General features: G+C 66.6%; 19 protein-coding genes. 13 read left to right on the forward strand and 6 right to left on the reverse strand.

The genetic code is table 11. The features are described 5' to 3' along the window. Positions 1-145 (forward strand): helix-turn-helix domain-containing protein (locus Q4E95_RS07280; RefSeq protein ID WP_303382685.1); only part of this gene is annotated, 145 nt, incomplete at its 5' end. 154 nt (positions 146-299) lie between these two features. On the opposite strand, the gene Q4E95_RS07285 is transcribed toward Q4E95_RS07280, so the two are convergent. The 4 genes from Q4E95_RS07285 to Q4E95_RS07300 all read right to left on the reverse strand — a co-directional run bounded on the left by Q4E95_RS07285 (position 300) and on the right by Q4E95_RS07300 (position 3,397). After that, positions 300-1,295, reverse strand: coding sequence for a PIN domain-containing protein (locus Q4E95_RS07285; protein WP_109149411.1), 996 nt, complete (start codon positions 1,293-1,295; stop codon positions 300-302). 210 nt (positions 1,296-1,505) lie between these two features. After that, the gene (locus tag Q4E95_RS07290; protein ID WP_129701456.1) at positions 1,506-1,934 is read right to left on the reverse strand and encodes a hypothetical protein; all 429 of its coding nucleotides are present in this window, start codon (positions 1,932-1,934) and stop codon (positions 1,506-1,508) included. 159 nt (positions 1,935-2,093) lie between these two features. Next, a protein-coding gene (locus Q4E95_RS07295; protein WP_109149409.1) for an IS5 family transposase occupies positions 2,094-2,923 on the reverse strand; the annotation gives its coding sequence in 2 pieces (ribosomal slippage) (positions 2,094-2,572 and positions 2,572-2,923; 831 coding nt in all). A gap of 66 nt (positions 2,924-2,989) precedes the next feature. Beyond that, positions 2,990-3,397 (reverse strand): hypothetical protein, encoded by a 408-nt coding sequence (locus Q4E95_RS07300; RefSeq protein ID WP_129701458.1) that lies wholly within the window; start codon positions 3,395-3,397, stop codon positions 2,990-2,992. 325 nt (positions 3,398-3,722) lie between these two features. Between Q4E95_RS07300 and Q4E95_RS07305 the strand changes: the two genes are divergently transcribed. Then, entirely contained in the window at positions 3,723-4,208 is a 486-nt protein-coding gene (locus Q4E95_RS07305; RefSeq protein WP_109149407.1) for a hypothetical protein, read from the forward strand. Between the two features lie 16 nt (positions 4,209-4,224). Here Q4E95_RS07305 and Q4E95_RS07310 read toward each other — a convergent pair whose 3' ends face one another. Further along, positions 4,225-5,223 (reverse strand): IS481 family transposase, encoded by a 999-nt coding sequence (locus tag Q4E95_RS07310; protein ID WP_109149413.1) that lies wholly within the window; start codon positions 5,221-5,223, stop codon positions 4,225-4,227. Between the two features lie 290 nt (positions 5,224-5,513). Between Q4E95_RS07310 and Q4E95_RS07315 the strand changes: the two genes are divergently transcribed. From Q4E95_RS07315 to Q4E95_RS07350, 8 genes are all read left to right on the forward strand, one after another. Beyond that, positions 5,514-6,062: a hypothetical protein gene (locus Q4E95_RS07315; protein WP_129701460.1), complete on the forward strand. Its 549-nt coding sequence runs from the start codon at positions 5,514-5,516 to the stop codon at positions 6,060-6,062. A 395-nt stretch (positions 6,063-6,457) separates the two neighbouring features. Further along, entirely contained in the window at positions 6,458-7,231 is a 774-nt protein-coding gene (locus Q4E95_RS07320; protein WP_109149405.1) for an ABC transporter ATP-binding protein, read from the forward strand. Continuing rightward, the gene (locus tag Q4E95_RS07325; protein WP_109222934.1) at positions 7,228-8,505 is read left to right on the forward strand and encodes an ABC transporter permease; all 1,278 of its coding nucleotides are present in this window, start codon (positions 7,228-7,230) and stop codon (positions 8,503-8,505) included. Before Q4E95_RS07320 ends, Q4E95_RS07325 begins: the two co-directional genes overlap by 4 nt. Positions 8,506-8,554: 49 nt before the next feature. Next, positions 8,555-9,169: a hypothetical protein gene (locus Q4E95_RS07330; protein ID WP_129701462.1), complete on the forward strand. Its 615-nt coding sequence runs from the start codon at positions 8,555-8,557 to the stop codon at positions 9,167-9,169. Positions 9,170-9,277: 108 nt separating this feature from the next. Beyond that, entirely contained in the window at positions 9,278-9,952 is a 675-nt protein-coding gene (locus Q4E95_RS07335; protein ID WP_109222932.1) for a hypothetical protein, read from the forward strand. Positions 9,953-10,007: 55 nt separating this feature from the next. After that, positions 10,008-10,511 carry a hypothetical protein gene (locus Q4E95_RS07340; RefSeq protein ID WP_109222931.1) on the forward strand — a complete coding sequence of 168 codons (504 nt, stop codon included), beginning with the start codon at positions 10,008-10,010 and terminating at the stop codon, positions 10,509-10,511. 209 nt (positions 10,512-10,720) lie between these two features. Beyond that, positions 10,721-10,900: a hypothetical protein gene (locus tag Q4E95_RS07345; RefSeq protein ID WP_109222930.1), complete on the forward strand. Its 180-nt coding sequence runs from the start codon at positions 10,721-10,723 to the stop codon at positions 10,898-10,900. Positions 10,901-11,051: 151 nt separating this feature from the next. Next, positions 11,052-11,474, forward strand: coding sequence for a hypothetical protein (locus tag Q4E95_RS07350; protein WP_129701464.1), 423 nt, complete (start codon positions 11,052-11,054; stop codon positions 11,472-11,474). A gap of 86 nt (positions 11,475-11,560) precedes the next feature. Here the strand turns inward: Q4E95_RS07350 and Q4E95_RS07355 are convergent, their stop codons facing one another. Continuing rightward, complete coding sequence (locus tag Q4E95_RS07355) at positions 11,561-12,154, reverse strand: hypothetical protein (protein ID WP_109222928.1); 594 nt, start codon at positions 12,152-12,154, stop codon at positions 11,561-11,563. A gap of 178 nt (positions 12,155-12,332) precedes the next feature. Here Q4E95_RS07355 and Q4E95_RS07360 point away from each other — a divergent pair, with 178 nt between their 5' ends. The 3 genes from Q4E95_RS07360 (at position 12,333) to Q4E95_RS07370 (ending at position 13,813) form a co-directional block, all read left to right on the forward strand. Next, positions 12,333-12,749, forward strand: coding sequence for a hypothetical protein (locus tag Q4E95_RS07360; RefSeq protein WP_109222927.1), 417 nt, complete (start codon positions 12,333-12,335; stop codon positions 12,747-12,749). A 156-nt stretch (positions 12,750-12,905) separates the two neighbouring features. Then, positions 12,906-13,250 carry a hypothetical protein gene (locus Q4E95_RS07365; protein ID WP_129701466.1) on the forward strand — a complete coding sequence of 115 codons (345 nt, stop codon included), beginning with the start codon at positions 12,906-12,908 and terminating at the stop codon, positions 13,248-13,250. A 59-nt stretch (positions 13,251-13,309) separates the two neighbouring features. Next, positions 13,310-13,813, forward strand: a complete 504-nt coding sequence (locus Q4E95_RS07370) for a hypothetical protein (RefSeq protein ID WP_129701468.1) — start codon at positions 13,310-13,312, stop codon at positions 13,811-13,813. Positions 13,814-13,875: the final 62 nt, after the last annotated feature.

A 13,875-nucleotide genomic window follows, 5' to 3' on the forward strand; every position in this document is an offset into this window, starting at 1 on the left:
GACCTTCACCGACTCCCAGATCCGCAACGCCCTCCGACTGATTGACGGTGGGGAGCCGGCTACCCAGGTCGCCCGCGACCTCGGGATGTCGAGGGCTACCCTCTACCGGCGGATCCGGGAGCTGCCGCCAGCGACGAGCATCTGAGGCCGTCGTTATCTGTGGACATCGTGATGCGTATGACGCACCTGAGCGGGCTTTTCACCGGGCGGGGTAATCGGGCATGACAACGCCTCGCGGTTGCTTACTGAGCGAACAGGCGTGCAGTGACTCGGATGGGGTCCGGCTTACGTACGGCGGATCAGGTGTCGAGGAAGTCCCACTCGCTACCCAGCACCCACCGCAGCGCGCTCATCTTCCCGTTCAGCACCCCGATTTCGAAGTCCGTGTACGGCCCGAGTTGCCCGGGCTCGGTATAGGTAGCCTCGACCCTTGCACGGCCGGGGCCGGCGACGGCCTGGTTGCGCTCGAGCTCCTCCGCGTCCCCTTCCCGTTCGGCGCGGTAGTCGGCCTGCAAGGACCGGTGGTACCAGATACGGTCGAACATCTCCTTCTCCGCGGCGACGATGTCGTCCAGCCGACGGGGCTCTTCTTGGAAGTCAGTCTCCTCGAAAAGCTCCTCGATCTCCTCACCGAAGTAGTCGCGCAGGACCACGTCGAGGCCGTCCACCCCAAGGGCGTATCGGCTACCGGTTCCGTCGAACGCATCCGCAATGTCGTCATGCGGCTCCCGCTTATCGCCATTCGCCCGAGAGAAGTCGGTGTGGTTGGTGGTGACGAAGGCGTGCGGGTGCTCCGCGAGGTCCGCTCCCTGTGTGGCGATCTGGTAAAGCTCGAATATGACGGCGTCAGCGACACTGTTCTTCCCGCTGTGGAAGGGCGCAGCTTTTCTCAACCCCCGCTCGACGACGCGCTTTATCTCGGCCTCTGATTGCTCGACGATCTGACCGGCGACGAGGAGCTCACGGATATCCCGGAAGTTCCGGGTCGTCATCGCGCCGACGAGCGGGAGGTGCCGGCCGAGGTTTTCGATGACCTCCACGGCATGAGCATCGTCGTCGCTGCCGTAGGTCACGAGGTCATGGCGGATCTGCTTGAACCGGCCCGCGATGCTGGACGTCATCGCCGCCTGCACGCGGGCTTCGTTGCGGTCGAACTCCTCAATGACCACGGGCGGAACCAGCAGCTTCACCTCTCCCTGACAAATGAGTACCCGCAGAGCGACGATCCAGCGCTGCCCATCTCGACGTTGCGCAAGGTCGAGACATGTAGAGGTGTCGATGAGGAGGTGCAGCACGAGATCAGCCTACGGGGAGCGTTGCCTCCGCGGGTGATGCTCGGCACGCCCGAGCCCCGTCCTGAGAACCAAGGCGGTGCATCGCTACAGCCTCTGCACCATCTATCTAGTACTCGGCGAGGTCGGCATGGGGTCCTCGCCGCTCGGCAGCGTGGAACCGAATCGGGGCGGCGCGAGGGAAGGTCTTCTTCGACCGTCTGAAGGGTGGTGTCAGTCGTGAGGGTTGTTGGGGTGTCCGAAAGTATGTGCTGTCGCGGAGTGCGACGTGGCCTGCGGGGTCTGCTTGGTTCGACGGAGCAGGGCCAGGCGGACGATAGACACCAGGACGATCACCAGCGCGAGGCTGAAAAAAATCATGTCCAGCGCATTCCACCCATCGTCCAGGCGCCACAGGGACGAGGCGGCAATCCAGGTGCCCATGAAGACACCGAACCAATTCTCCCCGCGCGTCCCGTGGCGTGGTCCCCGCCGCTGGTACTCCTCCAGGCCGGCAGGGGGCCCGAAGATGGACAGGGTCCGGCCGGCTTTGTGAGAAGCCCGGATCTGATAGAGCCCCAGCCCCACCCCGAACAAGCCCAGCGTGGCCGCGAAAAGCGCCATCAACGCCGTTCCTGGATTGCTGGTGGTTCCCAGGCTCACGACCCCAATCAGGACGCACAGCCCCATCGCGATCGTGAAGAAGTAGTTCCGCATCTTCCCCCATCTGGTGGTACGTCTTGTGCTCGAGAGCTGCGATGACAGTTCGCGGCACATCGTGGAGCTCCGGATGTCCGGAGTACGAGTCCCTAAGAAGTGGTTTCAATAGTCTTTCCGGGGCAGACGCCGTGCGCAGATGACAGTGATGGCCAGGGTCGCCACAGCGGTGATGGTGGTAGCACTGCGGTCGTAGCGGATGGCCAGGCGACGGAAGGCCAGCAACCAGGAGATGGTGCGTTCCACCACCCAGCGGTGCCGGCCCAGGCGTTCGCTGGAGTCCACCCCGATGCGGGCGATGCGGGCGGTGATCCCGCGCCGGCGCAGGTAGCGGCGGACTCGTCGGTTGTCGTATGCCTTGTCCGCGTGCAGCTTGACCGGTCGGCGCCGTGGACGGCCGCGGCCTCGGCCCTTGACCGGGCTCAAACCGTCCAGGATCGGCTCCACGAGCATGGAGTCGTGGCGGTTGGCTCCGGTGATCGCCACCGCCAGCGGCAACCCGTCGGCAGTGACCAGCAGGTGGTACTTCGTGCCGAGTTTGCCGCGATCCGTGGGATTGGGGCCGGTCAGTTCACCCCCCTTTTCGCCCGGACACTCACCGAATCCAAAGACGCCCTCGACCAGTCCAGCGCCCCGTCCTGGCCGAGCTGGTCCAGGACGGTGTGGTGGAGCTTCTCCCACACCCCGGCCTCCTGCCAGGCCCGCAGTCGGCGCCAGCAGGTGATCCCTGAGCCGAAGCCCAGCTCGGTGGGGAGTTTCTTCCATGCGATGCCGTTCTCGGCCACGAACAGGATGCCTTCCAGCGCGGCCCGGTCATCAACCCGAGGCCGCCCGGTGCGCCCGTTCTTCGCCGGCGGGGGTGGCGGGATCAAGGGTTCCAGCAGCTCCCACAGCTGGTCGCTGACCAGTCGTCCGAACGTTCTCTGACTCGCCATGGCAGTCATGATCACCGGCCTGGTCGACCCCACTCAACGCCTCAGCCGTAACTATTGAAACCACTTCTAAGTGTCCTCGGCCCCTTCGGTGCGTGGAGTGCTCTTTGCCCGGTGTCGCCACCAGTCGATGGCGACGGCGACCACGGCTAGACCCGCAGCCCCGGCCCATAGCCATCTCGTCACTGGGTCGTCAGCGCGCACGGCGAGAACGACCCAGATGGCCACGGGTGGAGCCCACAACGCGTATCGGAGATTCGCGGACCTGGGCCGATTCCTTGTCCTTGAGGAGTCCCGCTGAGCCTTGGCGATGAAGTGCAGATAGAGAATCGCCGGTAGCCCGCCGATCAAGTACACGGCGCAGACAACGAAGGCCTGCGTCTCCGTGAGGTCGAACCACCCGGTGGCGAACCCGAGCACCGCGGCACAGACAGCGCAGACGAGCAGCGACGTGGCCTCCATGCGTCGATAGTTCATGGGCCCCTCCCTGCCTGTCTGCCACGGTACCGGGGTGGTTCGCATTCGAGAATGAACACTTGTGGGGACCTACCGAGAGCCTTGAAGAGCGGAGATCCACAGGCCCAGAGACTGATGGAGACTTGGTGGACTCCGCGACGAGCCGCATTGCGGTAGGGGTTGCCTCCCGCGCATCGGGGGCCGATCTGACCTGGAACGGGGTGGGGCTGAGGGTGGGAGCACTCTTCCTGCAAAAGTATGGACAACTCGAGGGGCCTGATATTTCTACCTTGCGGTAAGAATGGAGGATGTCCTCAGATTCTCTGGAGGGCGACGAAAGGACGTCGTGGAAGTACTCGAGATGGTTGTCACCGGCCTGATGTTCGTGTTCGTGCTGACCATCATCTTCAAGAGCTGGGCCAGACCTACTGCTCCACGGGCCGGGCACAGCCGGGACCCTGAGGTGGCGGTGGATCGCCCCATCGAGGGAGCCCGGGTGATGATCTGGGGCCCGACCCTGTTCGTAGCAATTTTTGCTGTGTTTGTGGCGACTCGCATGGCTTATGAGAATGTCCAAGAGTTCCCCGACTTTCTAGCCTATGGTCTGTTGCTGGCTGCCGGCATTGAGCTGGTCCTCTATCTGTGTGTCACGCGTGTTTTCGTCGGCCCGGTTCTGGAGACGTTCATTCAGCGTTCGGAGGGCACCTACAACGAGGAGCTGGAGGCCTTCTATGTCCGGGAGTATCAAAGGTTCTCGCGTATTCCCCTGGTTTTAGCCGGCGTTTTCGCACCGGCTGGTGTGCTCCTGCTGCTGTGGGCAGTCATCGCATAAGAACACCAGCCCTGGCCTAGCTGTAGTTCCCCGTGAGGTTGTGAACGCGGACTGAGGGGACGTTGCCGCTGATGCCGGTGTGGGGTCGGTGGTGATTGTAGTGGTGGAGCCAGTCCTGATAGGTGGCCGCGCGGGATTCCTCGGAGTCGTATGCGCTGGCGTAGGCCCATTCGGCGACCAGGGTGCGGTTGAAGCGCTCCACCTTGCCGTTGGTCTGCGGCCGGTAGGGGCGGGTTCTCTTGTGCTCGATCTGCCCCAGGGCCGCGGCGAAGGTGCGCGACCGGTAGCAGGACCCGTTGTCGGTCATCACCGCGATGATGGTGATCCCGGCCGTGGCGAAGAAACCCTGGGCCCTCCCCAGGAAGCCGGCAGCGGTCTCCTTTCGCTCATCGTCGAGGATCTCGGAATAGACCAACCGGGAGTGATCATCGATGGCGTGATGCAGATAGCGATAGCCGCGTGAGCCGCGGGCCCCGGCGCGTGCGGCGCGGTCGCGCACCACACCGGCCTGCCGGTCCGGTGCCGATCCGCGCCCGTGCACCCGCCATCCTCCGCCGGCGGGGATGCGTCCGAGCTTCTTGATGTCCAGGTGCACCAGTTCCCCGGGCCGGGACTTTTCGTAGCGCACGGGAGTGGACCGGCGCACCGGCAAACCGGTGGCCCGGTCCACCTGGGTCAGCAGCGGCATCCGGTACCGGGCCAGCACCCGCCCGACCGTTGAACGCGGCAGACCCAGGTGGTAGCCGATCCGGTGCAGGCCCCACCGGCGGGTGACGCGCAGCGCGATGATCCGCCGCTCGGTGCGTGCTGCCAGGCGCCGCGGGCACCTGCGGGGTCGACTGGACCGGTCGGTCAGTGGCTCACCGGCCCGGTACCGGCCGGCCCATTTCGAGGCTGTGGCCGGTGAGACCTGGAACCGCTCGGCGGCCCGGCGGATGGACCAGCCCTGATCGATGATGAGCACCGCCAGACGTAGCCGGCCCACCGGCGTCAAAGGAGCGTTAGCGTGGGACACGAAGACCTCCGTGTTCAGGACAGTGAGTGTGGTGACCCACATCCTGCACGGAGGTCTTCGCCTACCTCAGCCGTTCACAACGTGTCGGGGAACTACACCTAGCGGGCGCGCGAGGGCGTGACGTCGTAAACGACGTCGGTACGGGGCCGCCCACTCCGCGAGGGGGCATCACCTGACCACACCAACCCCGGTAAAGGGTGCACTAGGGGTTCGGCTTCGGGCGGAGCCTGATGAGGGTCCCCTTTTGTGCGCCGAGACTGCCGCCCACATTGGGCGGTAGCGTCGCGAACGTGGACGTGGATGCTGGTGCCGTTGGGTGCGACATTCGACCCGCCGGCGGACTCTCGATCCCCACGGTTGGTCAGCTCATCAGGCGCGCCTTGCCGACAAGTGCGGTGGCGGTGATCAGCTTTCCGGCGCTGGCGTGGTTCCTGCCCGATGCTGCGCCGGAGCTGCTGTGGTTCCTGGCTACCTTGGCCGTCTTCGGGTTGCTGATGCTCGTCCACTACTTCGCTCAGGCCCCACGTCCTCGTTTCAACAAGAAGGTCAGCAGGGTGCGATGGCAGGGGGCGCTGTCCTCGGCACCGAAGTTCAGGATCGTGCCGTCGGATCCCGACGTCCGGACCGCTGCGGGCCTGGCCGCCTGCGCCATCGTCGAGGGGCTTGTGGTGATGGTGGCTGTCCTGCTGGGCATGTTCCTCGGTGAGCTCGTCCGGCCGGAGTTTCCGTGGGTGTTGGCCTCTTGTGGGGCGTTGGGGGTCGCGATCGGTTCCGCCTTCCGGATCCGGCGCGCCTGGTGCTATCTGCACGTGCTGCACGCTGGGTCGCGGTCCGATTGACTACTGGACCTGTCACGTCGCGGTTGGGGTTGACCATCGTGTCCCTCGGGTACGGGACGTTCGTTCCGGTTCCTGTCTCTGCGTGGCCCCGTGGGGCGGGGCGGGACTGTTCTCTGGGCCCGGACAACCGCGGCCCCGGGCGGTGCGCGCTGTCGTGGGGCCTCCGGGCAGTGGCGGATTGACGCCCGGAACCGCGTCCTGACGGGGGTCAGGAGCAAGAGCGCGAGCAGGCATCGGGGGGCACCCCTTTAGTGGGGACGCGCGTCGCATACCCCCGTGTGTGTGCTTTCGCACATGATGAAGGGTGGGGGTGAGACGCCGTCCCACACCGGCCATTCAGGGGTTGACTGCCCGCAGTGGTCGCCGGCCGGCGTGCGAGGAGGGGGAGAACAGGAATGACGATGCCCGCGGTGCTTCAGGTGCAAGACCTGGTGAAGTCCTACGGTCAGGGTGATGCGGGGTTCACCGCCCTGGGCGGGGTGAGTCTGGCGATCGAGGCGGGGGAGTCGGTGGCGATCGTGGGGAAGTCCGGGTCGGGCAAATCCACCCTGATGCACCTGCTGGCCCTGCTGGACGCCCCGACCTCCGGTGCCGTGGCCCTGCACGGGTCGCCCACCGCATCGATGAGTGCCCGGGAGCTGAACCGGGTCCGCAACGCCTCCTTCGGGTTCGTGTTCCAGCAGTTCTACCTCACCGCGAACCAGACGGTGCTGGAGAACGTGGTGCTGCCGCTGAAGATCGCCGGAGTGGGCGCGGCCGAACGCAAACGCCGGGGCCTGGCGGTCCTGGAGCGCCTGGAGCTGGCGGAGAAGGCCCACAGCAGGGCGGTGGATCTGTCCGGGGGGCAGAAGCAGCGGGTGGCGATTGCCCGGGCGGTGGTCAACGATCCGGCGGTGATCTTCGCCGATGAGCCCACGGGGAATCTGGATTCGGCCACCGGGTCGGTGGTCCAGGACATCCTCTTCGAGCTCAACCGCCAACGGGGCATCACCTTGGTGGTGGTCACCCACGACGCGGACCTGGCGGGCCGCTGCGACCGCCGGGTGCAGCTGCGCGACGGGCGGATCGTGGAGACACCGGCCCGTACCGTCCCCGGGCCGGGCCTCGGCGGGGTAGAGGCCGCCCCTCAGGGCGGGGCCGCCCTCGGGGTCACCGGCGGTGTCCGGTGAGGGGGCGGGACCTGGTCGGCTCCGCGGTGACCAGCACGCTGCGGGGCCGGATCCGCACGGTGCTGACCGTGGTGGCCGTGTTCATCGGCGCCTGTGCCCTGACCCTGACCTCGGGGATGGGCACCGGGGTCAACCGCTACATCGACGTCACCGTCGCCACCTTCGGTGACGCCAGCGCACTGTACGTGCAGAAGTCCCAGCCGCTGATCGAGCTGTCTGCCGGGTCGGGGCCGCAAAAATACGATCCGGACTCCACCCAGATCGCCACCGGGTTCGGGGTGTCCTTCGTGGGCCTGTCGGACCAGGACGTCGCCACCATCGAGGGGATCGACGGGGTGGGGGAGGTGGCACCGGTCTACAACGTGGTCCCCACCTATCTGCAAGCCGGGCAGGAGAGGTTCCAGCTGACCCTGGGCATCCCGGTCGACTCCGAAGGAGTGCAGATGGCCTCCGGGTCGGTCGCGGCCGAGGGTGCGGACGAACTGGCGATCCCCGACACCTGGGTCACCGACCTCGGCTTCGGCTCACCCCAGGAGGCCGTCGGGGCCACCGTGCAGATCGTGATGACCAACAAAGCCGGGCAACAGCAGGAATTCGACGCCCGCGTCTCCGGGGTGACCCAGGCCAGCCTGGCCGGGGTGTCCAGGAACCCCATCCCCTCGACCTCCTTCAACGAACGCCTCTACGCCTACCAGGTCAGCGGCAGCCCCGAGGAGATCCCGGCCAGTTACATCATGGCCCGGGCCATCATGGACGACGCGGGCCGGGCCGGACCGATCCAGGCCCAACTGGAGGAGGCCGGGATGATCGGGCTGACCGTCGAGGACCAGCTGGGCATGTTCCGCACCGTCATCAACGCCATCATCTGGATCCTCAACGCGTGCGCGATCATCGCCCTGATCGCTGCCGGACTGGGCATCGTCAACACGCTGCTGATGTCCGTCCAGGAACGCACCCGCGAGATCGGGCTGATGAAAGCCATGGGCATGAGCGGACCCAAGGTCTTCGGCCTGTTCTCCCTGGAAGCCGTATTCATCGGGCTGCTGGGGGCGGTGCTCGGGGCGGCCACCGGGGTAGCCGCCGGCACCTACCTGACCCAGGTGCTGGCCGAGGGCTTCCTGGCCGGGCTGCCCGGGCTGTCCCTGTTCACCTTCCAGGCCCCGAGAATCGCCCTGATCGTGGCGGCCGTCCTGACCATCGCCTTCGCCGCCGGCACGATCCCGGCCGTGCGCGCCGCCCGGAAAGACCCCATCACTGCCCTGCGCCACGAATGACCACACCCACCGGCGGCACTGCTACCGGCACAGCGAAGGACCACCGGCCATGAGCACCCCACCAGACAACCCGGACAACCCCGGCCACCCTGACGAGCCCGCCCGCAGCGGACCGCCCCGCTACACCCCGCCCGGAGGGCACGACCGTGCGCGGGACGGTCACGGGCAGCAGCACGACCCTGCGCCGGCGCCACCACAGCTCAAACGGCTGCTGGGTTTGACCGTGGCCTCGGGCGCCCTGTATGCGGCCCTCGGCGTCGTCGTCACGGTCATCTACGCCACCATGGACTTCGCCGCGATGTACCAGCGGATGGGGGTGCCGGCCGAGGACGCCGGGCAGATCGGCACCATGGTCGAGCAGATGCGCGGGATCTCGATCGCCTCCGGGGTGATCGGACTGGTGGTGCTGGTGGGCCTCTACGTCATGGAGTACGTGTTCCTGTCCAAGGGCGCGAACTGGGCGCGGATCCTCGGGATTGTGCTGGCGATTCTGAGCGCGGTGGGCTTCCTGGGCAACCTCTTCGGGTTCTGGCTCTACGGGCAGTGGGCGATCGTGCTGATCGGCCTCGGGATCGCCTTCATCGCGGTCAACATCGCCTGGCTGGTGACCGCGTTCCGAGCCCCGCTGCGCGACTGGTTCACCGCCCAGCACTACACCCGGTGATACCTCGTCACCCATCGGCGGTCCTCGCGACACCGACAGGAACGAAGCAGCCCTTGTGACACCGCCGCGACCCGCCTCCACGCATCACGACGACGAAAGGGACCGACCATGGCAGTCGAAACACGACCCACCACCGGCACGCCCGGCCCGTGGTTCCGCACCCTGTGCGGGGCCATCACCCTCGGCCTGAGCCTGGTGTGCGTGCTCTCGTCCCTGCCGTACCTGACCACGACCTCCGGCAGCGAGCAGTGGACCATCTGGGGGTTCTTCCTCTGGGGAGCCGGGCTTGCCGTCGGCGGGGCGTGGCTGATCCGCGGCCGGTCCAAGGGCCAGGACCTCGTCCTCGTCCGGGACCGGAAACGCTTGGTGACCGTCGCCGCCATGACGGTGCTGGTCGTGGGCCTGGCGGTCTTCTTCGCGACCCTGCCCGCCGGGGAGGACAGCACCTTTGATGCGTCCCTGGGATACCGGACGATGTTCGCCAATCTCTTCGCATCCTTGCCGTTGCTGCTCTTCGACCGTCAGGAGCACCCGGAGCGCACCGCGCCGTTGCCGCAGGACGGTCCCGGCCGGGGCAAGGTGAAACGGCGGATCCTGCTGGTCATTGCCGGGGTGGTGGCCTGGCCGGCCGGGCTGGCGCTGGGGGAGCTGGTGCACCCGTGGTTCGAGGAGATCCTGCCCCGCCTGGGTACCGGACTGCTGGCCGCGGCCGCCGTGCTGGGCTACCGGTTGCGGAAGTCCCGGGCACAGGGAACCGACCCCGTCGCGTCCCCGGGCCGGTAGGACGTGAGCCCGGCCATGGCTACGGTGAGCCCACGACCCTGGGAGAGGGCAGTCGATGTTCGTGGCACCGGGAACCGGTGAGGGTCCCGCCCCGAAGAAGGACCGGAAGTGGCTGTGGGGGCTGGGCGCGTGGCTGTTCTGGTTCATCGTCGCCGACGAGCTGGTCGAGGCCGCGCTGGCCTGGTTGGTGGCCACCGGCGGGTACGGGTTCTCCAACGCGATCATCGGGCTGCTCACCCTGGGCGGGTGCTTCATCGGCGTGCAACGGCTGCACGTCAAACACCGGCGCCTGGAGACCGAGGGTGACCCGGACCCGCTGCCGGCACCTTACGACTACCAGACCCAGGCCCAGGGAGGGGTCTTCATGGGCTGGGCGTTCGGGATCATCACCTGGGTCGCCACGCTGGCGTGGTTGGTCTTCGTCGGGGTGGGTTCGGCGATGACGTTCGGGCCAATCCTCGGGACGACGATCCTGTGGGTCGGGCGGATGGAGATGGCCCACGCCCGCGTCATGGACGCCCGCCGCGGTCAGCCGCCGGCACCTGTCGACCACGACTGAGCGAGGAAGGCCGAGGGTGCCCCAGACACCCGAACCACCTGGAGGCCCCGAGCCCCGGCTTTACATATGGTCCGGTTAGCGGCGGGCCGTGCTGCGGTGGAGGTTGCGCTTTGCGCAGTCCCCACAAGTAACGATTCCCGCGCGCGAAGAGCCTAAGTAGCGTGGCTAGACGGCAGTATCTCGATACCCCCTTGACCCATGGAGAAGCCGTGAAGTGGAAATCGCAGACGATGCTCCTGCTCATGGTCGCCGTCGCACTGATCCTGATCGGTTACCTCCTCGATGCTGTGTGGCTGTGGGCTGTTGCCATCGGATTCTTCGCCGCCGCAGCCAGCTCAGCGCGGGCCACACGACGGGCCAGCGGTCGCTCCCATGGGGACCGTGAGTGACAAAGGGCATTCCTCGATAGTCGGTGGCTGCTACGTCGTATGGACCAATAGGAAGTGATCGAGGCCGTTCTGGCGGGGCTCGAGCTCGAAGCCGCGGCGGGTCATCACAGGACTGAGGCGGCGTGCGGACGCTGAGGCCTAGGCTCAGGCCATGAGCACGCCTGCGCCGGCTTACCGGGGACCGGACACCTCAATCGCTCCGAGAGCTGGCATGGAGCTCAGTGATTGGCGTTTCGCCAACCGGATCGTGGCGATGCTCGCACTGTTGCTGTGGGGCTTCAATCAGCTCGGACATGGGGTAGCCGTCCGGGACGGTCCTCAGTACGTCTGCCTCAGTGAGGGGCCGTCGCAGAGCGCGCAGGCACTCGGGGCAACGGATCAGGGGAACATCACCGGAGAGATGTCGTTCCTTCCCCCGACGTTCTTCTGCGGCTACCCCCATCGAGATGCCGGGCAGCCCCCGGTCGTCGTCGACATGTATCCGCTCGGACAGTGGCTTTTTTGGATTTCGCTGTTGATCCTGGCGCTGACTGCGGTGTTTGCCCTCGTTCTTCGGCGCCGGGCGCGATCGTAGAGCTACGCCCCTGATGCCGCCCACCATTCCACGCCCAAGGCCGTGCAGTTGGGATTGGTGTCTGGTTTGGTTCTGCCGTGGTGGGCTTACGCCGGGTCAGGCACTGGATGGGTCCGAGGCGGCATGGGGCCGGCGACCTCCAGCACGGCTGTTTCGTAGTCTCCGCCGAAGCTCACCTGGGTGACGTCCTTGAGCCGGACCTTGTCCATGAGCTGCTCCCAATGGCACTGGGGCGTGACGGGCAGCAGCCACAGGCTCTTCTTTCTCCACTGGACCGGCACGCCGATCAACAGTTTCCCGGGCCGTTTCGCCTCCCGATACACGCACACCACCCCGGTCGCAGACACAGCGCCGGTGATGATCGTGCGCGGATCCGAAAGCGCGAACCCGGTGGAGGGACGTGCCGGGGGCCAGACATTGTGCTGGTGCAAGAAGGACAGGAAGGTGGTCTCCAGTACCACCTGCACGAGGTCTGTCAGGCGGAGCACCCGGTAGCCGTCGAGGTAGGCCCCGTCGCGGATATCAGCCAGCAACACCCACTCTTCCGAGAGCTCCAGGACCACCCCCTGCAGCACCTCCTCGGGCTCCACCGCCCGCTGGATCCGCACCGGGGTGGCCGTGGCAAGGGACTCGCGCAGAGTCGCGAGCAACTTCTTCCGGGACTGGCTCTTCTTGGTCACGGCACATTCTGACACCGCCCCTCCGGTGCCCGGTCATGACACGGCACCATCGCAGAGACCAGCGTTCTCCGGTCCTCCCTACGGGGCGGATCCACGCCTTCCAAATGCCGGCCCCTGCCGTTGCCGTGGGGGTTCGCCAGCGTGCCGTGGGGCGGGAAGCACCTGCGAGACTCCCCTCATGACCATCGACATCAAAGCCATGCTCTACCGGGTCGTTGCTGAGGTGTTCGACGAGACGTTCGCCGTGACGACCGTGAGCTCCAGCGATGATGCCTGGCTGCACGGGGTGCAGGTGAGTCGCCGCGCCGATAATGGCCGCGCAGCCATTATCCGGGCCAGTTACGAGTGGATGGATGCCTTTGTTCCTGAGCTGGAGGTTCAGGTCACCCTCTTCGACTACGACGACGTGGAGGCGGAGAAAGAAGCCGAGCTGCGACGGCTCTGCCTGGTCATGCGCGCCTACCTTCACGGGGAAGGGTGCATCGAACGGCGACGGCGGCTGTTTCGCCGGGGTACGGTGCCGGCCCTGCGAGTCGAGGTGGACGGCCTTGAATGGCGCCTCGGTCGGCACTTTTCCTCGGTGCCCTGCCCATAGAGCTGTCTCGTCCGGTCCGTCGTCCACGGCCGGCTTCCGGGCCCGAAAGACAGACCCTCCTGGAACTGCGATTGGGATGCCCGATTGCGGTGGCCTTGCTGGGTCACGCGTGGCGTGCCGGGCGTTGGTCGGCCAGGCGGTGCATAGGCTGTCCGGGTGGATGAGACATCGTCGACCGGGTCTCAGCGTCGGCTGTTGTCCCAGATTCTGCTCCACAGCGGTCTGTTGGCGCCGGTGCTGAAAGAACAGTTCGATTCCTTGGTGATCACCGAGGTCCGGGACTGCGGTTGTTTCGACTTCACCGTGGACCCGACCACGCCCCGGCTTCCGGAGAACACCGAGTGTCCGCTGTGGTTCCACACTGTCAGCGACACCACCCCGGTTGAGGCCTTGGGCGTGTATCTGTGGCACGAGCAGGGCCACGCCGGCGGGGTGGAGATCACCTGGGCCGACGCCGATCACCACCCACCTCTGGCGGAGTTGCGCATCGAGGAAGTGTGAGGCCCGCCCAGGGCAGTCGGGTGCCCGTTCTGTCGGCGCCTGCTGGGTAGGGTGCGGGAATGAGGCTCTCGTATCCGGTGTGGGTCCGGTTCAACGGTTGCGACCGTGCACTGATCTGGCAGACCGACGACAGCACCCAGGTCACTGACGAGGACACCGACGCGGTCCTCGTCCTGGACGGGAGAATCGTCACCGCTTCCACCACCGAGGACCTCACCACCGTGGCCGCCCGGCACGGCCTCGAGCTGGAGGACAGCGATGGGGCCGTGCAGGTTCTCGACGACGTCGAGGAGCTGCTGGAGCTTCCCGCCTCTGAGGCGATCTGCGCGCAGGTGTTGGATGCGTGGAATCTGTTCGCCGACATCGCCCGCAGCGTCTCGGCCACCCTCGATGACACCGGAGAGGCGTGGCAGCAGTGCTATGACAAGCTGTTCTTCGGCAACAACCTCCCCAGCGTCACCCCTGCCGGGGAGGAATATCGGCCCTGCTTCACGGTCGAGGAACAACGGCTCATCCGAGATGTCTTCATCCGTGGCCGCGCCATTCTCGCCACTCACCTCTGAGCCAGGGCGGGCCGCCCCCGGGCGCACCCACACGGTCCCGGATGGGCGCTGCCGGCGGGGGG

It is taken from the genome of Kocuria sp., from assembly GCF_030536815.1.
GTDB classification, from domain to species: domain Bacteria; phylum Actinomycetota; class Actinomycetes; order Actinomycetales; family Micrococcaceae; genus Kocuria; species Kocuria gwangalliensis.